We start from the raw sequence: 15,525 nt of genomic DNA, 5'->3' as shown, positions 1-15,525 counted from the left end.
GGGGTTTATGCTTACATGCTGGAGCTATCCACGAGATAAGGTTTTCCATGAAACGCTCATTAATGCTGCTTTTGTTCGCAGTCTCGCCACTGGTGGTTCAGGCCGCCGATGCTACCGACAACCAGTTGATCGAACGCGCAGTGCGCGACTATATCGAGTCGCAACACAAGACCGACCCAGCGCGCATGGAGCGCGGAATCGACCCCAAGCTCGCCAAGCGTACATATTGGCAAGCGGCCGACGGCTCCGAGTTCATCATGTCATGTTACCGTGTAGGAGGCCGGACATTTGAGGTTTGCTAGAACCGGACATTACATCTTAGCTCCTACAGGGCCAATTTCGCATAATTTATATTATGTAAAATACAGTCAGCCTTAAAATTCTCTCCAAAATACACCTCGTAGTGCTCTTACCTAAATCTGAATACATCCGTTACCTAAACCTGAATACATGGAGCTTTTGAGTCGTTTTCACTTCTCGTATGCATGTTTAGGTAAAGATTTGCACTCGTTTTCCGAGTATGCAGATTGACGTAATCCCGGAACCACGGTGTCGTCGATGCGGTAGCACGCAGCCAGGTGTTGCGGCAATGTCGTCTCTGGCAGAAATGCGAAGTTCTCATACAGATAGTACTCAAGCCCCTAGCCAGACCCGCTGGGACTGCTGTAATCAACGCCCCGATGGAAACATTGTTCGTAAATCCCCCGTTTCGACAATCCGTCGTGAAGTGAGTATCATTCGAGTATCCACATGGCGACAAAGACGCCGTTTAAGCTGCCCCTTCATGCTCATGACAATTCCCTCCCTGAGTACGTGCCAGTTAGCCAAGCAATTGCTGTCTCCTGGGCCGCTCGATAACGGACTGGCTTCTGGCGTGTTTGTTCAAGTACGCTCCAACGAAGAGTCCGCTCAATTTTTTTGGGACCTGGCCCCAATGCTGCAGGCCGGTGGGATGTGCGTTGCAGTCGTTGATGCCGCACATCTCATGGTTGAAGATGGGCTACCGCACCTCGTTCAAGTGCTTCGCGCGCAATGCGGGATTGAATGCCCCCCTGTAGAAAGGATGGGCGAATTGACGCTGGCAGACGTTCTGGCGGACGTCACGCACCGCCGATCATCTACCGTCACGTTGCTCCTCGGCGGTGCGCAACGACTCCCTGCCGAGCCAGGCGAGCGCGTTATGAAAGCCATGAAGTCAGCTAGAGATCGCGTAAATCTCGATCCTGCTTGCACGGGACGGTTTTTACTGGTGGCGACCTGGATTCTTCCTGCAAATCCAAGCCAGTACGTTGAGAATGCCAGCAGCGCGTTCTATGGTGCGACTGCAGTGACCTTAGCGCACACCTAATCATCGCAGCACACAAGTACCCTTTTCATCTTGACGCCAGCAAGGCTTCAGTCACGCACTTGTCGGCCGGATCCGTCCACTCAACATTTGATGCGAATTCAAATCACGCCCCCTTCTTTTGCCTTACGCAACATCTCGCTCTGGTACGGCGCAAAGCCAAGCTGAGCGTACATATCTACTGCGTCGTCCGTCGCAGCCAGGCTGAAGGTGTTGATTCCTTGAGTTTCCGCCATGTCGATCAAGGCCGTTACGAGTTGCTTGGCAATGCCATGGCGGCGCCAAGCCGGCGCGGTAAAGACGTTCACGACCCTCCCCCGCTCAGTGCAGCTATCGCCCCTTGTCGGCCCCCAATCGAGCACGGTAATTCCCGCCCCCGCAATCGTATTGCCGTCTTGTTCAACGAGCAGTCCGATATAGCGCCCTGCTTCAATTGCTTCGGCGACCCAAGCCGAATAGGCATCGAGATCCGTTTCCTTCTCTGCATCACCAAATAGCGATGGCGGGCAATAGCGTGCCGGTCCTCCGGCGTCGCGGGACGAATGATCCAGAGTGGTTTTATGATTTTCTTCCTAATTCTCAACTGAACGTATCGAGATAAATTTAGCTGCTGGCTTGCTGAGGTAGGCGCGGACGCAGAATGCGTGGACACGGGACAGGTATCGGGTCCGTGATCACCCTTTGACCATGAGCAGGCTTATCGAAACGTCGAACTACGATCGCGGCGTAACAATGCAGCCAAGGCCTGTCGATTTTTCGGAAGGCACTGATACACACGCAAACGCGGCGCCGTGATTGAAGGATGCAACCGGCTGCCCAATGGACGCGTCATCATCGCCTCTCATGAGGTTTAGAGATTCGATGAAGTTCATGTTGGTTTTCTCGTCTTGGCCAGGATTCAGCATAGTGTTGATCATACCCACTGCGCCGATGAACCGCATGAGATTGATTGGATCAGATCGATCACCCACTACCCTGATTTCCGTTACCTTGCGCGCCCCGTTGACGGACAGCCGAATTCCAAGCTTGCTCTCGAACCGGCCATTCGCCAGATCGAGCCTTTTCATTTCAGCTATCGCGATTTGAAAACGCTCGTCATTGAGCGTCACCACAACCCCTTCCTTTGTCTTGTTCATCCGTTTGATCGTATCGCTGCCGTCAGTCTTCGCCAGCTCATCGTACTGTCTTCGAAAGGTTTCTGGGTTAAGGTCGGCCCACACGTCAACTGAGGCTGCCTGCGGGATAACGTCCGCGACTGTGGTGGCACTGGGGCTGGATGCTGCCAGTGCTCCCGCCACTTGAACTGTTGGGGCAATGGAAGTGGTTTTTGCCGATGATGCCGTAGAGCGCTCCGTTTCCCCGCACCCAGTTAAGGCGACTACTGCCGAACACGTCAATATCAGTGTTTTCATAACCATCCTCGCTGCTTTCTCAAAAAACAATTATAAGCTTGCCCTTGTTGCATCAAGTGAAGAATGGATTACTTGCCGTCCTCTGACGCGGTGGAAGTGGCGGCGATCTTGTCGAGATAGGCTCGCAGCTGCTCTCCGATTTGCTCCTGTGCCTGCGCCTTCGCATTGGCCTGGGCCAGCAAGAGCTCCAACTCCCGGACCTGTACCTTGATCGGCGCGATCTGGTCGTTGGCATTGTTCAGCTGTTCGTTCAGTAGTTCAGCTTCAGCGATTTTACTGACCAGTTGGCGCTCGGTATCGGAGGCGTGCATATGCAGCGATTGCAGCGAATCGACTTTTTGCTCCAGCTTGCGGACCTGCGTCAGCTGCTCGTAAAGGTTCTGCTTGGTGTGCGACAACTCCAACACCAACTTCGCCCCCTCCTGGTTTAGACGGGTCGTTTCCTCCTGTTTCACGACGACCGTCTGTTGTGCCTGCCGCAGTTCGGCGTGCACTTGCTGGATCTGCTGTTCGTGGCGACGGATGTCGGCCTCGCGCTGCTCTTTTACCGACTGGCGATAGTGCTCCAGGGCCTGGCGCGCGTGCTGGTGCTTTTCCTCTAGCGATTGGCGGTGCGCCTCGTTCTCGGCAAGCCGTTGCTGCAGGTCGGTCACTTGCTGTTCTGTGACCTGACGCGCAGTCGATTCCCTTTGAAGGTCGCTACGGCTGGCCGCCAATGCCGCCGCCTGCTCCTGGACGGTCGCTTGCAGTTCCAGCACGCGTGCCCGTTGTTGCGCATTTTCGTTCTGGGCCGCCTGCAGCAGCGCCGCCTGTTCGACCGCCTTCGCATCGGATGCGACGCGGGCCGCCGCTATCCGTTCCTGGGCCTCATCCTCCAGCCGCACGGCCAGCCGTTCGACTAGGTCCTGTAACGTCTCACTGATCGAGCTGCGCCTGCGGCCGGCACCGCCATCCTCTTCCTCCAACTCCTTGAGGTACTTGTGGATCGTGGTTTTGGAGCCCGTGTTCCCCAGCGCCACGCGAACGGCGTCCACCGACGGGTTTACACCCTGGGCAATGAGGGCGTCACGCGCCTTTTGTACGTCCGATTTGTATAGCCCGCTGCGTGCCATGGGGTCTCCCGAGGATGAAATAAGATAATATATTACGTACCACGTTATTACATACTATATTTCAACTGCTTTCAAGCTGATTGCGTTTGGATTTCACATCGGATAAAGTGGGTTTATCCGGTGTGATGCTATAAAACGGCGTCTTTTCAGCCCAAGGTTTCGTAATCCGGCGTTTGGCCGCGACATCCGGTCGCGCTCTTCCTGGAGGCACAGTGGAAACAATCGACGATTTCATGTTCGACCCAAAAAAACGCGGCAAGCTCATGCTCTCGTTACAGCGTGCCATCGGTTCAGAGTTCAAGGCCGACGACTGGAAGGAATTCGGCTACGAGTCGGGCCAGCACGAATACATCCAAGGCCACGACCGACTTCTGCGCAGCTTGTATTTCGGGGATGACGACTACCGCGACTGCGTATTCAAGGCGCTTGAATTCTTCGCCAGCACCGATCCTGCCGTCATCGAATTGCTGATCAATCATCCGAAGCTCACCAGGCATCTGATCACGGCGATCCCGGAGATTTCGGCGTTTGTTTTGATGGAGGCCGGAAACGTGCAGGCTGCGGCGCCGGCAGGCATGTCGAGCGAGGATGTGGTGGTTCGGGCCTTGGCCGATGCCGAGCACCTGTTGCAACTGAGTGGCCCTGTCAGCACGGTCGACCGCCTGCATACCGCTCTGCACGGCTACTTTCGCAGCCTGTGCGCCGAAAACGCGCTCCCAGTCGCGGAGGACGCTTCGATCACCGCGTTGTTCAAGTCGTTACGCACGGCTCACCCGATACTCAAGGACCTGGGCTCCTATGACAAGGATCTGGTGCGCGTGCTGTACGGGTTTGCGAACACGATCGACGCCATCAACTCCCTGCGTAACAACGGCAGCGTTGCGCATCCTTCCGAGGACCTGCTGGGCGAACCGGAAGCCCACCTGGCCGCCAATGCAACCCGAACAATTTTTAACTATATCCGGGTCAAGGTCGGACACTGATCCCATGTCAAAACTCGATCAATACATCGAAGCTGCGACGCGGGACAACACTCGTCAGAGTTACCGCGCCGCCATCGAGCACTTCGAAGTGCAATGGAAAGGCATGTTGCCCGCCACAGCCGATGGCGTGGCGCGCTACCTAGCGGAATATGCCGATACGCTGGCTGTCGGTACGCTGCGGCAGCGTCTAGCGGCGCTCGCCCAGTGGCACACCGCCCAAGGTTTTCCTGATCCAACCAAGGCGCCGATTGTCCGCCAGGCCATGCGCGGGATCAGGGCCCTGCATCCGGCGCAGGAGAAACAGGCAAAACCCCTGCAACTCGATGAACTGGAGCGCGTCGTTGGCACGCTCGATCGCGCTGTCGATGCCGCCCGGCGTGGAAGCGATCGCGCCGGCGAGCTGCGCAATCTGCGCGACAAGTCGCTGATCCTGCTCGGCTTCTGGCGTGGATTTCGCAGCGACGAGCTGAGCCGTCTCCGTGTCGAGCATGTCGAGGCCAGCGCCGGCGAAGGCATCAGCTGCTTTCTCGGTCGAACCAAGGGCGATCGACAAAATCTCGGCACCACTTTCCGGGCGCCCGCATTGTCGCGCCTGTGTCCGGTCGATGCCTACCTGGACTGGGTCGGTGCCGCGCAACTGACCTCCGGCCCCGTCTATCGCGCGATTGATCGCTGGGGGCATGTCGGAGAAAATGGCCTACATATCGACAGCATCGCGCCGCTGTTGCGGGCAATGCTGAAAAATGCGGGACTGGCCGCGGCTGGCGCATACAGCGGCCATTCGCTGCGGCGGGGATTCGCGAATTGGGCGGCGTCCGATGGCTGGGACGTGAAGAGCCTCATGGAATATGTGGGTTGGCGGGACATCAAGTCGGCGTTACGATATCTCGATGCCTCAGTCTCGTTCGCGAAGGACCGGATGGAGCATGGAGTACTTCGTCGTGTGCACGAATTAGATAGGCTGTAGCCTTAGTGCTCCTGGTACCAATAACATCGCATTTTGAGGAGGTCGCCCATGCCACCCGCTGATCACAATGCCCGCACCTTTTCCCTGCAAACGCCAGCGGACTTGTTCCGCAAAATGCGGTATGAAGCCGGCGTACTTCACCAGAACCCGCCTGACGATTTGACGCAGCGCGCCTATGCCGTGATGAACACCGTGACAAGTGCATGGCAGATGAAAGACTGGGTGTACGAGGCCCTTGGTCGGGCTTGCCAGCTCGATTTTCTCCATCAGGTCGCCGGTCGCAAAATTGCCGGCTCACGGGATTTTGGCAATTTCCTGACAGCGAACAACCCGTGGATGAACATGAGTTTTCAGCTTGCCACTGCCGCCAAGCATTTCGTGGTGAATGCCGACGCGGGCCCCGAAGTGATCACCATGATCGACTTTCAAATCGATCCGGCCACAGCTGGACAGCAGCCTACAGCCGTTCAGGAAATCATGGTCAGGACGCGAAACAACAGTATCTCCGGCCCCGATCTTGTTTGCATGCTGGTATTCGTCTGGGGGCAGTTGCTCGTGGATCTTGGGCTGATCTCGGCAGAGGAAATAGCCTAGCCCGTCGGACTCTAGAACAGACCATCCAGGATGCCGTGTTTGAGGATCGGGCAGCGCGTGATGTCCCGGGCAAAATAATAGCGGCGGCAGCCGTGGACCGCCTGGCCGTTGATGTCTGCGACCTGTTTGAAGCCGATCCGCTGGTCGGCGTGCCCCTCCACAAGTGCAATCGTCGGCGACAATGGCAGCACGGAATATGCCGAAAAATTGTCCGGCACCAGGAATTCGGCCTCGGTCGACGTCAATATGCCCCATCGCTTGCCAGCCATTCTTTGCCGCTCCCTGTCCATCTCGATGACAAAGCGAATGCCGGTCATGAAACGGCTCGGGATGGTGTTGTCTTGCGCGGCGAACAGATACCCATTCGACTCCAGGATCTCCTGCGTGTCGACCGACATTTCACGCTCCGGCGCCACCATGTTTATTCTAATGTCGGGAAGCGGATTGAGGTAACGCTGGTGCCGGAGCGTCCACAGCAGATACAGGTCGGTGACGGCCTCAGTCATTTCGACATCGAGCGTGGTCACGGTGCCGGCGACGATGTTTCTTGCGACGTCCTGATATCGATCCTCGATCGCCTTCATGAAGACGGCTTCGGCCTTCTGATCCCACAGCCGGCGCGCACAAAAATAAGAGTTCTTCGGCGTGAGCCACAGATCTGGTTCGCCACTTTTTCGGCGTACCTGCACCGTTCCATTCTCGCCGGCGAAGCGGGATATGCAGGCATTGGGAAAGATATGCTGGTCGATCGTCAGCTTGTGCGGGTTGCCTTTTTGCGGCTTGGGATAACGCATCAGGGGCCTGGCGCGGCCGGCGCGTCATTAAGAATATTAAAGATTATAGCGCCAAATACCGCCATTCCACTCGTATCCACCACCACGTCGCTTCGCTGCGTGGCCGGCCAAGGTCGCGGCATGCGGCGGGCCTGTTCGGGTGACCTTGCCGCTGCACCGGTTTTCCGCTAGGCTCGGCCCATGAACATCGCCGACTCGCCGCAACAAGCTATCCTGGTTCGCCCTCGCATCTACATCGGCGACCACATCTCCATCGGTCCCGGAAAGGTCGACCTGCTACGACGCATCGGCGAGACGCGCTCGATCGCGGCGGCGGCCAGATCGCTGGAGATACCCTACAAGCGGGCGTGGCTGCTGCTCGACGCACTGAACCAAGCGCTGGGCCGCCCAGTCGTCGAGACCTCCAGCGGCGGTAAAGGCGGCGGCGGGGCCACGCTTACGCCGCTCGGTCGGCAACTGGTCATCTGCTATGGCGCGCTTGAAGAGCGCCTCAACGCCGAATCGACCGCAGAACTCGAGGCGCTGCGCGCGTTGGTCGCCACGCCATAACCGCTATCATCGACGATGGATGAAATTTGACGCCGGGAATACTTTATACTTCGTTATGTCATTTTTGACCTAACGAAGCATGGGCCGGCTAGCGGGCCGAATCCGCCCGATCATAGCCCCCCGACAAGAAAGCCAAGACCCGATGAAACTGTTCAGCTCCCTCCTGCTTGCCTGCGCACTGGCGCTGCCGGTGGCCGCCCACGCGGAAAAGATCACCATTGCGGCCGCCGCCGATCTGAAATTCGCCATGGATGACATTGTCGCGACCTTCAAGAAAAGCAACCCCAGCGACGAAGTGAGTGTCGTCTATGGATCGTCGGGCAACTTCAACACGCAGATCCAGCAAGGCGCCCCCTACGATCTGTTTTTCTCCGCCGATATCGGCTTCCCACGCGAGCTGGCCAAGAACGGCGCCGCCTCCTCGGAGGTAAGACCCTACGCGATCGGCCGCATCGTGTTGTGGAGCGCGACCATGGATGCCAGCAAAATGACGCTGGCCAGCCTGACCGACGCCAAGATCACCCGCATCGCGATCGCCAATCCCAAGCACGCGCCATACGGCAAGCGCGCCGAGGAAGCGCTGCGTGCGGCCGGCCTGTGGGACAAGGTCGAGCCGAAACTGGTCTACGGCGAGAACATCGCGCAGACCGCACAGTACGCTCAAAGCGGCAATGCCCAAGTCGGCATCATCGCCTTGTCGCTGGCCCTCAACGCCGAGCTGTCCAGCAAGGGAGGTTACGCCTTGATCCCGGACACACTGCACGAGCCGCTGGAGCAAGGCTACATCATTACCAAACGCGCCGCCGGCAATGCGCTGGCCACACGCTTCGCCGACTACATGGAAAGCAAGCCGGCCCGGACGCTGATGACGCGCTACGGCTTTGTGCTGCCCGCAGCCCCGGCAGCCAAGTAGGGAGGGACCGCAATGACGACAAGTACGGCCGCGCGCAGCGGCAAAGGATTCGCCGCCGGCACCCTCATCGGCATCCTGGGTGGTCTGGTGGGACTGGGCGGCGCGGAATTTCGCCTGCCGGTGCTGATCGGCATGTTCAAACTACCCACCCTCGAAGCGATCATTTTTAACAAGGCGATGAGCCTGGTCGTGGTGATGGCGGCGCTGGTCTTCCGCGTCAAGACCATCCCCGTCGACGTCCTAGCGACGCACCTCGACGTGGTGCTCAACCTGCTTGCCGGCAGCTTGATCGGCGCATGGTGGGCCGCCGGGCACGCCATGACGATGTCGCGGGTGTGGCTCAACCGGGTCATCCTGTTGCTGCTAGCCGGACTTTCCATCGTCATGCTGTCGGAGGCTTGGTTCGGTATGCAACACGGTGCTGCGCCGCTGTTTGAGGCCGGCATGGTTCGTATGGTCGTCGGTGTGGCGGCCGGATTCGGTATCGGCGTCGTCGCCGCGCTGCTGGGGGTGGCCGGCGGGGAGCTGCTCATTCCCACCATCGTGCTGCTGTTCGGCCAAGACATCAAGGTGGCCGGCAGCCTGTCGCTGATGGTCAGCCTGCCGACGATGATCGTTGGCTTCCTGCGCTACACCGGCGCCGACGCCTTCGCGGTGCTTCGACGCGAGAAGCCGATGTTCCTGTCGATGGCGGGCGGATCGGTGGTCGGCGCGGCGCTGGGCGGACTGATGCTCGGCCTGGTTCCGACGCAGATCCTGATGACGTTGTTGGGCGTGATCCTACTCATTTCCGCCATCAAGACCTATCAGCATTCGCACTGACCATGATGCTGTTCGACGAGGACTGGCAGGCACTCTGGCTGACGGCGCGTCTCGCCGGCGTCGTGACGCTGATTTTGCTGGTGGTGGGCACGCCGATCGCCTGGTGGCTGGCCCGCTCCAGAGGCCCATGGCGAGGGCCGGTCAGCGCGGTCGTCGCTCTGCCGCTGGTGCTTCCACCCTCGGTGCTTGGTTTCTATCTGCTGTTGGCGATGGGGCCGGCCGGGCCGATAGGCCAGCTCACGGCAGCGCTGGGATTGACCCCACTGCCATTCAGCTTTGCCGGACTGGTGGTCGCGTCGGTATTCTATTCGCTCCCCTTCATGGTGCAGCCGCTGCAGGCATCGTTTGAGGCGATCGGCGAGCGGCCGCTGGAAGTGGCAGCGACCCTGCGCGCGTCGCCGGTCGACGCCTTCGTCACAGTTGCCGTCCCATTGGCTCTGCCCGGGTTCCTGACGGCCGGTATTTTGACATTCGCCCATACCGTTGGCGAGTTCGGCGTCGTGCTTCTGATCGGCGGCAACCTGCCTGGCGTGACGCGCGTGGCGTCGGTGCAGGTCTACGACCACGTGCAGGCGCTGGAGTACGGTGCCGCGCATCGGATGGCCGCCGTCATGCTGGTCTTCTCCTTCCTGGTGCTGCTCGCAACCTACGCCTGGCGGCCAGGCAAACGAGGCGACAAGACATGACCGAACTCCAGGCAAGGTTCCGGCACGGATGGCCGGGGTTTACCCTCGACGTCGACCTGTCAATGCCCGCGCGCGGCGTGACGGCGCTGTTCGGTAGTTCGGGTTCCGGCAAGACCACGCTGCTGCGGTGCATCGCTGGATTGGAGCGCGCGCCGCTCGGACGCCTCTCGGTCGTTGGTGAGGTCTGGCAGGACGACCGGGTCTGGGTTCCAACCCATAGACGGCCGCTAGGATATGTGTTCCAGGAGGCGAGCCTGTTCCCGCACCTGAGCGTGATGGGCAACCTGCGCTATGGCATCCGGCGCTCAAGTGACGGCTCGGCGGCGGCATTGGAACAAGCGATCGAGCTGCTTGGCATAGGCCACCTGCTGGAGCGCAAACCCGCGCACCTCTCCGGCGGCGAACGCAGCAGGGTTGGTATCGCGCGGGCGTTGGCCGTCAATCCGCGTGTGCTGCTGATGGATGAGCCGCTGGCCGCGCTGGACCTGAAGCGCAAACAGGAGATTCTGCCGTATCTGAAACGCTTGCACGAAGAGCTGGCGATTCCCGTGCTGTACGTCAGCCACTCCCCGGACGAGGTCGCGCAGCTGGCCGATCACCTAGTCGTGCTCGACGGTGGGAAGGTCGCGGCGCACGGTCCATTGAATGACGTGCTCTCGCGCATCGACCTGCCGATCCGCCTGGGCGAGGATGTCGGCGTGGCGATCGACGGCACGATCGGCGCCATCGATGCAAGCTGGAGCCTCGCACGCGTCGATTTCGTCGGCGGCCAGATGTGGATGCGCGATCATGGGCTACCGGTGCGCAAGCGCGTCAGGATGCGCGTACTGGCCCGTGATGTCAGCCTCGCGACGGCGCAGCCGGAAGGCAGCAGTATCCAGAACGCGCTGTCGGGGCGGGTCGATGCGATCGCGCCGGACGAGCATCCGGGATTGGTGCTCGCCCGCGTCGCGGTCGGCGACACCATTGTCATCTCCCGCCTCACAAAACGCGCACTGGACACGCTTGGCATCGCCGTTGGACTGAACGTGTGGGTGCAAATCAAATCGGCAGCGATTCTGGAGTAAGGACAATCGGTGCCGATGGACGTAACTGACAGGGGCACGGCAGGCAGGAACCGACGGTGCCACTATGGGGCATGGCGTTATCCGACGCAGTGTCCGATGGCATCGCCGCCCTTGATGGCAGGCTGTCCAGGGTACTGCCATCACCGACGGCTTCTACTCTTACTCCGGGATCAGATGCGAAAACAAGGCCTGGGCATCGGTGCCGGCGTTAGCCGGTGCTGTGACGGTCACTTCGATCGATGTTGCGGTGCGGCGTACCTTGTAGTTCAGGAAGCCGCAGCATTCCCGTTCCTGACTCACCATTTTCTCCACCTCCACCTTCGCATCCAACCGGTATGACAAGCTCAGGCGTGATCCATCCAGCTGATGGGTCAGTAGCGCGCGCGACGTCAACTCACGCAGCCAAGCTGCGCGTTCTTTGAAATTGGCGGCCGACAAAGTGCATGTGATCGGGGCGGGCTTGCCTGCATCCATCACGGACTCATCTGGTGATGCCGGATCAGTGCCGCAGCCACCTTGACAACCACAGGCGTTTTCATCCGCGCCCATACGTGATCGGCGGCGGTGCAGCAGCCAAAGGAATGTCGCCGCGAAAGCGATTGCGGCAGCCCCAACGATGTACCACGGATTGATAACCTCGTCGAGGCAATACGCGCCGACACCGGCAAACAAGGAAGCGACAACGGGCCCGACCAAGGGAAGACAGCAAACCGTACAGGCCACGACGGCCGTGAGCGCGACGCCAGCGCCGGTCGTCGCGGTGCCGCGCCATTTATTGGTCAATGTCATAGGGTGATCCTCTCAGGTGGTTGAAATACTGCTTGCCTACACCATAAGACCTCAAGTAACTTTAGGTGCAAGCACTATTTGAGGAAATCCTGTCATGCCAGATCCGAATCTCACCATCGGCACAATGTCGGCGCAAACGCGCTGCAGCGTGCCAACCATCCGTTACTACGAGAAAATTGGGTTGTTGCCCAGTCCCGATCGCGCCTCGAATGGTCATCGCTACTACCGTGAGGTCGACCTCAAGCGCCTGACATTCATCAAGCGCTGCAGGGATTTTGGTTTTCCGATCGAGCAAGTGCGCGAACTCACCGATCTGTTCGAGGATGGAGACCGCGCCTGCGTCGAAGTGCGCGACCTGGCGAAGGTCCATCTCGATGAGGTGCGGGCCAAGTTGGCGGAAATGCGCGAGCTGGAAGCGAGCCTGGCGGCCTTCGTCTGCAGTTGCGACACCGCTTGCAGCGGCGGGCGGACGAAGGATTGTGTGATCATCGACGACCTGGCGACGCCGGCCTCCAGCATCGCCTCCGCTGGCGTATCATGCTGCGTCGTTCCGGCCGCGCCCAGTTCGGCATTGATCACCAAGGAGTTGAAACGCAAATGACTATGGATTCGATCGCGCTTGCACGTGCTTTTGGTTTGTTCTTCGCCACCGCCATTACCGAGCTGCTCGGCTGCTATCTTCCGCTACTGTGGTTGACCGGCCGGGGTTCGGCGTGGCTAGCGCTGCCGGCGGCGTTGAGTTTAATGGTGTTCGTCTGGCTGTTGACGCTACACCCTGAGGCAAGTGGCCGCGTGTACGCCACCTATGGCGCCATCTATATTGCGACGGCCATAGGATGGCTGTATTTTGTTGATGGTGTGGCTCCGACGTGGAATGACTATCTCGGCGTCGGTTTGGCACTCGCGGGGGCGGGCGTTATCGCGCTGGGCCACCGGCCGGCGTGATTGGCCCAATGGCGCCTGAACTTTGGAGAGATGCTTCTCATGCAAAATGACTTCGAATGGTTCGGCACACCGTTAGAGAATATCGAGTCCGCGAAAAAATGGGCTGATAGTTATCACGGGCGGCACAAATTCCATGTGCGCGTGCCGACTCGAAAAGAGGTATTGTCCATGCCGGCGAACGAATTGTCGCCCCTACTGATCGGCTGGATGGTGCATAGTCCCACCGAAATCATTCCTAGCAAAGTCCAAATCGAGCTTGTGCTTGAGTTGCTATACCAAAGGTCGGACACCAACGAGTTGGCGGCTGTTATAGCAATGTGCAAGCAATACTCCCGTAATCACTAAATTCGCATACCGCAATTGTGTCGCGAGAGACTGCCTTCAAACAGCGCCTGCTTTCCTCCCGCCGATTCCAGATACCTTCGGGTGTTGACATAGCGCGACCGGCCTCGCTATCACTGCAAACGTAAAATACGGCGTGCACCGATGAGGACGATCAGGCTGATGACAAAGCCCACCATCAGGTCCGGATATGGTGAGCCTGTCCATGTCACCAGGGCGCCAGCGATGACCACGCCCAGGTTGGCAATCACGTCGTTCGCCGAGAAGATATAGCTCGCCTTCATGTGGGCGCCGTGATGGCGTTTCCTGGCGATGAGCATCAGACAGATCACGTTAGCGACCAGCGCGACAGCGCCAATTCCGATCATGGCGACCGATTCGGGCGCGCTGCCGGTCACGCCACGGTGAAGCACTTCACCCATTGCCCCCAGCGCGAGGATCACCTGAAGCCACCCAGCCAAATGAGCAGCGCGGCGCTTCAATGCCACGGAGCGGCCCACTGCATACAGGGCCAGGATGTAGACCGCGGCATCGGCAAACATGTCAAGCGAGTCGGCTATGAGGCCTGTCGATTCGGACAAAAGCCCCCAGGCCATCTCGACCAGGAACATCAGGCCATTGATCGCCAGCAGCCAGCGCAGTGTCCGCGCTTCGTCGGCGTCGTCGACCGATTCATTTTCCGGCCAGGCGTCGTCGGTGGCAGGTTTGGAATGAATCAACTGGGCGCCGAGGCCAAACGGCGCGAGGCGGGCAAGAATTGTTTGGGCGTTGCCTTGGTGTGTCACCCTCAGCGTATGTGCGGCAAGGTCAAAATCCAGCAAGCCGACTCCAGCCACACCCCCAAGCGCCATGCGAATGAGATTTTCCTCCGATGGGCAGTCCATCTTTGGAATAAGCAGCGTGGTAACTACATTGCCTTGAGCAGTGCCGATTGGAACGCTTTCGCGCAACTGCGCCCCCAGATTTAAGGGCAATAACGCGTCTAACAACATCTGTGCATCGCCAGCGTGATCGATGGTGACGGTACGTTCGTTGAGATCAAATTTAACCGCACGAATACCGCGCACCGGCTCCAAGGCCATGCGGACGAGGCTTTCCTCCGATGGGCAGTCCATCTTGGGTACATGCAGGATACTCGCGCGACAGGGTGTGGCTGCTGTGGACGGTTCCTGGGCAAAGCCGGTATCTATATTCATCCGTCAAGCGTAAACCTTAAAGCTACTCTAACGTCAAGCTCAATACGCCGGTGGGTTCATTGCCTTGGCTGCAATGTGTCGATGATGCTGCAGTTGGCCACCGTTCCGCCTTGGCAGGACGCCAACATGTTCGCCAATTGCTCCTTGAGCACCAGCAAATCGGCAATTTTTTGCTCAACCGCATGCAGGTGCTCGGACGTCATGGTCATCACCGTGCAGCAGTCGGCATCGCGCTGGTCAGAGAACGCCAGCAGGCTGCGCACCTGGTCGATGGTAAATCCGATTTCTCGGGCTCGCCGCACGAAGGCGAGCCGATCCAAGTCCTCCTCGTCGTATTGCCGGTAGTTGCTGCCAGTGCGCGACGGCGTAGAAAGAAGTCCAATTTTTTCGTAATACCGGATGGTCGCCGAAGGCGTCTGTGCGGCACTGGCCAGTTGGCCGATTGAAAAAGATATCGTCATGATGCTTGACCTTAAAGTGACTACAAGGTTTATAAACGTTGCATGTCAACCCGTCAAGCGTCCGATTATGCACCTTCGAATACGCCATCCCCTCACAAGAGGACTCCTCTTAGCCAGCCTACCTCTGACCTATGTTAGTCTTTGCACTATGTTGAAATTCTTCCGGGCCGCCAGCTATTTTGTTTTGCTCACCTTCGTCTTGAACCTGGGTGATTGGCCGTTTCTGGATGAAGTTTTGGAAGAACAGTCACAGGTTCAACATGAATCGGTGGTCGCGCCCCAGACCAATCCGGTCGCCAAGCCCGAGAGAACCCAAGTCAGTCATGCGGCAGGTCTTTACGCGTCGCTGTCAAATTTGGCAGATATGCCCGTGCACGATTATTTTGTTGGCGCTGCCGAGCCGGACATTCATCTGGCGATAGTGGTCTCAGGTTTTACATCCGCAAACCCCATCCCTCTGGATCGACCTCCTATATGTTCCTGAACTAAACCATTTCTTGATCCGGCGCGCTTGCGCCTGTTTTGTCACGTCATCAGGTTTTACAGGA

Annotated in this window: 21 protein-coding genes; 14 read left to right on the top strand and 7 right to left on the bottom strand. The window is 58.8% G+C overall.

The features are described 5' to 3' along the window. Positions 1-47 precede the first annotated feature (47 nt). Together GEV02_RS02875 and GEV02_RS02870 are read left to right on the top strand one after the other, a co-directional pair. On the top strand, positions 48-302 hold the full coding sequence (locus GEV02_RS02875) for a nuclear transport factor 2 family protein (protein ID WP_235922620.1): 255 nt from the start codon (positions 48-50) through the stop codon (positions 300-302). Between the two features lie 482 nt (positions 303-784). Continuing rightward, complete coding sequence (locus GEV02_RS02870) at positions 785-1,348, top strand: hypothetical protein (protein WP_152836417.1); 564 nt, start codon at positions 785-787, stop codon at positions 1,346-1,348. Between the two features lie 98 nt (positions 1,349-1,446). Here GEV02_RS02870 and GEV02_RS02865 read toward each other — a convergent pair whose 3' ends face one another. The 3 genes from GEV02_RS02865 to GEV02_RS02855 all read right to left on the bottom strand — a co-directional run bounded on the left by GEV02_RS02865 (position 1,447) and on the right by GEV02_RS02855 (position 3,869). Beyond that, entirely contained in the window at positions 1,447-1,896 is a 450-nt protein-coding gene (locus GEV02_RS02865; RefSeq protein ID WP_152836416.1) for a GNAT family N-acetyltransferase, read from the bottom strand. 162 nt (positions 1,897-2,058) lie between these two features. Then, positions 2,059-2,757: a hypothetical protein gene (locus tag GEV02_RS02860; protein ID WP_152836415.1), complete on the bottom strand. Its 699-nt coding sequence runs from the start codon at positions 2,755-2,757 to the stop codon at positions 2,059-2,061. 68 nt (positions 2,758-2,825) lie between these two features. Continuing rightward, the gene (locus tag GEV02_RS02855; protein ID WP_152836414.1) at positions 2,826-3,869 is read right to left on the bottom strand and encodes a DNA-binding protein; all 1,044 of its coding nucleotides are present in this window, start codon (positions 3,867-3,869) and stop codon (positions 2,826-2,828) included. Between the two features lie 212 nt (positions 3,870-4,081). On the opposite strand from GEV02_RS02855, the gene GEV02_RS02850 reads away from it, so the two are divergent. The 3 genes from GEV02_RS02850 to GEV02_RS02840 are packed head-to-tail and all read left to right on the top strand — an operon-like array spanning position 4,082 to position 6,413. Further along, positions 4,082-4,852, top strand: a complete 771-nt coding sequence (locus GEV02_RS02850; RefSeq protein WP_328595698.1) for an abortive infection family protein — start codon at positions 4,082-4,084, stop codon at positions 4,850-4,852. Between the two features lie 4 nt (positions 4,853-4,856). Beyond that, the gene (locus tag GEV02_RS02845; RefSeq protein WP_152836413.1) at positions 4,857-5,819 is read left to right on the top strand and encodes a site-specific integrase; all 963 of its coding nucleotides are present in this window, start codon (positions 4,857-4,859) and stop codon (positions 5,817-5,819) included. Between the two features lie 48 nt (positions 5,820-5,867). Then, positions 5,868-6,413, top strand: a complete 546-nt coding sequence (locus GEV02_RS02840) for a hypothetical protein (RefSeq protein ID WP_152836412.1) — start codon at positions 5,868-5,870, stop codon at positions 6,411-6,413. A gap of 11 nt (positions 6,414-6,424) precedes the next feature. Here GEV02_RS02840 and GEV02_RS02835 read toward each other — a convergent pair whose 3' ends face one another. Continuing rightward, positions 6,425-7,207 (bottom strand): hypothetical protein, encoded by a 783-nt coding sequence (locus GEV02_RS02835; protein WP_152836411.1) that lies wholly within the window; start codon positions 7,205-7,207, stop codon positions 6,425-6,427. A gap of 180 nt (positions 7,208-7,387) precedes the next feature. Here GEV02_RS02835 and GEV02_RS02830 point away from each other — a divergent pair, with 180 nt between their 5' ends. The 5 genes from GEV02_RS02830 to modC all read left to right on the top strand — a co-directional run bounded on the left by GEV02_RS02830 (position 7,388) and on the right by modC (position 11,244). Then, entirely contained in the window at positions 7,388-7,756 is a 369-nt protein-coding gene (locus tag GEV02_RS02830; protein WP_152836410.1) for a winged helix-turn-helix domain-containing protein, read from the top strand. Positions 7,757-7,898: 142 nt separating this feature from the next. Further along, on the top strand, positions 7,899-8,669 hold the full coding sequence (modA, locus tag GEV02_RS02825) for a molybdate ABC transporter substrate-binding protein (protein ID WP_152836409.1): 771 nt from the start codon (positions 7,899-7,901) through the stop codon (positions 8,667-8,669). Positions 8,670-8,681: 12 nt separating this feature from the next. After that, the gene (locus GEV02_RS02820) at positions 8,682-9,491 is read left to right on the top strand and encodes a sulfite exporter TauE/SafE family protein (RefSeq protein ID WP_152836408.1); all 810 of its coding nucleotides are present in this window, start codon (positions 8,682-8,684) and stop codon (positions 9,489-9,491) included. Between the two features lie 2 nt (positions 9,492-9,493). Next, positions 9,494-10,177 (top strand): molybdate ABC transporter permease subunit, encoded by a 684-nt coding sequence (gene modB, locus GEV02_RS02815; RefSeq protein ID WP_152836407.1) that lies wholly within the window; start codon positions 9,494-9,496, stop codon positions 10,175-10,177. Continuing rightward, entirely contained in the window at positions 10,174-11,244 is a 1,071-nt protein-coding gene (gene modC / locus GEV02_RS02810) for a molybdenum ABC transporter ATP-binding protein (protein WP_152836406.1), read from the top strand. Before modB ends, modC begins: the two co-directional genes overlap by 4 nt. 159 nt (positions 11,245-11,403) lie before the next feature. Here the strand turns inward: modC and GEV02_RS02805 are convergent, their stop codons facing one another. Further along, complete coding sequence (locus tag GEV02_RS02805) at positions 11,404-12,033, bottom strand: hypothetical protein (RefSeq protein WP_152836405.1); 630 nt, start codon at positions 12,031-12,033, stop codon at positions 11,404-11,406. Between the two features lie 94 nt (positions 12,034-12,127). Between GEV02_RS02805 and GEV02_RS02800 the strand changes: the two genes are divergently transcribed. The 3 genes from GEV02_RS02800 to GEV02_RS02790 are packed head-to-tail and all read left to right on the top strand — an operon-like array spanning position 12,128 to position 13,323. Next, a complete protein-coding gene (locus tag GEV02_RS02800) occupies positions 12,128-12,634 on the top strand; it encodes a MerR family transcriptional regulator (protein ID WP_152836404.1) in 507 nt (168 codons plus the stop codon). Next, entirely contained in the window at positions 12,631-12,978 is a 348-nt protein-coding gene (locus GEV02_RS02795; protein WP_408014841.1) for a YnfA family protein, read from the top strand. The genes GEV02_RS02800 and GEV02_RS02795 overlap by 4 nt, the downstream gene beginning before the upstream one ends. Before the next feature lie 39 nt (positions 12,979-13,017). Then, on the top strand, positions 13,018-13,323 hold the full coding sequence (locus tag GEV02_RS02790; RefSeq protein WP_152836403.1) for a hypothetical protein: 306 nt from the start codon (positions 13,018-13,020) through the stop codon (positions 13,321-13,323). A 110-nt stretch (positions 13,324-13,433) separates the two neighbouring features. Here the strand turns inward: GEV02_RS02790 and GEV02_RS02785 are convergent, their stop codons facing one another. Together GEV02_RS02785 and GEV02_RS02780 are read right to left on the bottom strand one after the other, a co-directional pair. After that, the gene (locus GEV02_RS02785; RefSeq protein ID WP_235922617.1) at positions 13,434-14,516 is read right to left on the bottom strand and encodes a cation transporter; all 1,083 of its coding nucleotides are present in this window, start codon (positions 14,514-14,516) and stop codon (positions 13,434-13,436) included. 56 nt (positions 14,517-14,572) lie between these two features. Continuing rightward, a complete protein-coding gene (locus GEV02_RS02780; protein WP_152836402.1) occupies positions 14,573-14,977 on the bottom strand; it encodes a MerR family transcriptional regulator in 405 nt (134 codons plus the stop codon). 148 nt (positions 14,978-15,125) lie between these two features. On the opposite strand from GEV02_RS02780, the gene GEV02_RS02775 reads away from it, so the two are divergent. Then, entirely contained in the window at positions 15,126-15,461 is a 336-nt protein-coding gene (locus GEV02_RS02775; protein ID WP_152836401.1) for a hypothetical protein, read from the top strand. The last annotated feature ends 64 nt before the right edge of the window (positions 15,462-15,525 follow it).

It is taken from the genome of Rugamonas aquatica (assembly GCF_009380215.1).
In the GTDB taxonomy this organism is placed as follows: domain Bacteria; phylum Pseudomonadota; class Gammaproteobacteria; order Burkholderiales; family Burkholderiaceae_D; genus Rugamonas; species Rugamonas aquatica_B.
Note: the sequence above shows the minus strand (reverse complement) of the source record. Positions and strands in the feature narration are given on the sequence as shown.

Bases quoted from the DNA above. Each gene is read 5' to 3' on its own strand.
- GEV02_RS02875 (WP_235922620.1), top strand. From the start codon at position 48: ATGAAACGCTCATTAATGCTGCTTTTGTTCGCAGTCTCGCCACTGGTG.
- GEV02_RS02870 (WP_152836417.1), top strand. From the start codon at position 785: ATGCTCATGACAATTCCCTCCCTGAGTACGTGCCAGTTAGCCAAGCAA.
- GEV02_RS02860 (WP_152836415.1), bottom strand. From the start codon at position 2,757: ATGAAAACACTGATATTGACGTGTTCGGCAGTAGTCGCCTTAACTGGG.
- GEV02_RS02855 (WP_152836414.1), bottom strand. From the start codon at position 3,869: ATGGCACGCAGCGGGCTATACAAATCGGACGTACAAAAGGCGCGTGAC.
- GEV02_RS02845 (WP_152836413.1), top strand. From the start codon at position 4,857: ATGTCAAAACTCGATCAATACATCGAAGCTGCGACGCGGGACAACACT.
- GEV02_RS02840 (WP_152836412.1), top strand. From the start codon at position 5,868: ATGCCACCCGCTGATCACAATGCCCGCACCTTTTCCCTGCAAACGCCA.
- GEV02_RS02835 (WP_152836411.1), bottom strand. From the start codon at position 7,207: ATGCGTTATCCCAAGCCGCAAAAAGGCAACCCGCACAAGCTGACGATC.
- GEV02_RS02830 (WP_152836410.1), top strand. From the start codon at position 7,388: ATGAACATCGCCGACTCGCCGCAACAAGCTATCCTGGTTCGCCCTCGC.
- modA (WP_152836409.1), top strand. From the start codon at position 7,899: ATGAAACTGTTCAGCTCCCTCCTGCTTGCCTGCGCACTGGCGCTGCCG.
- GEV02_RS02820 (WP_152836408.1), top strand. From the start codon at position 8,682: ATGACGACAAGTACGGCCGCGCGCAGCGGCAAAGGATTCGCCGCCGGC.
- modB (WP_152836407.1), top strand. From the start codon at position 9,494: ATGATGCTGTTCGACGAGGACTGGCAGGCACTCTGGCTGACGGCGCGT.
- modC (WP_152836406.1), top strand. From the start codon at position 10,174: ATGACCGAACTCCAGGCAAGGTTCCGGCACGGATGGCCGGGGTTTACC.
- GEV02_RS02805 (WP_152836405.1), bottom strand. From the start codon at position 12,033: ATGACATTGACCAATAAATGGCGCGGCACCGCGACGACCGGCGCTGGC.
- GEV02_RS02800 (WP_152836404.1), top strand. From the start codon at position 12,128: ATGCCAGATCCGAATCTCACCATCGGCACAATGTCGGCGCAAACGCGC.
- GEV02_RS02795 (WP_408014841.1), top strand. From the start codon at position 12,631: ATGACTATGGATTCGATCGCGCTTGCACGTGCTTTTGGTTTGTTCTTC.
- GEV02_RS02790 (WP_152836403.1), top strand. From the start codon at position 13,018: ATGCAAAATGACTTCGAATGGTTCGGCACACCGTTAGAGAATATCGAG.
- GEV02_RS02785 (WP_235922617.1), bottom strand. From the start codon at position 14,516: ATGAATATAGATACCGGCTTTGCCCAGGAACCGTCCACAGCAGCCACA.
- GEV02_RS02780 (WP_152836402.1), bottom strand. From the start codon at position 14,977: ATGACGATATCTTTTTCAATCGGCCAACTGGCCAGTGCCGCACAGACG.
- GEV02_RS02775 (WP_152836401.1), top strand. From the start codon at position 15,126: ATGTTGAAATTCTTCCGGGCCGCCAGCTATTTTGTTTTGCTCACCTTC.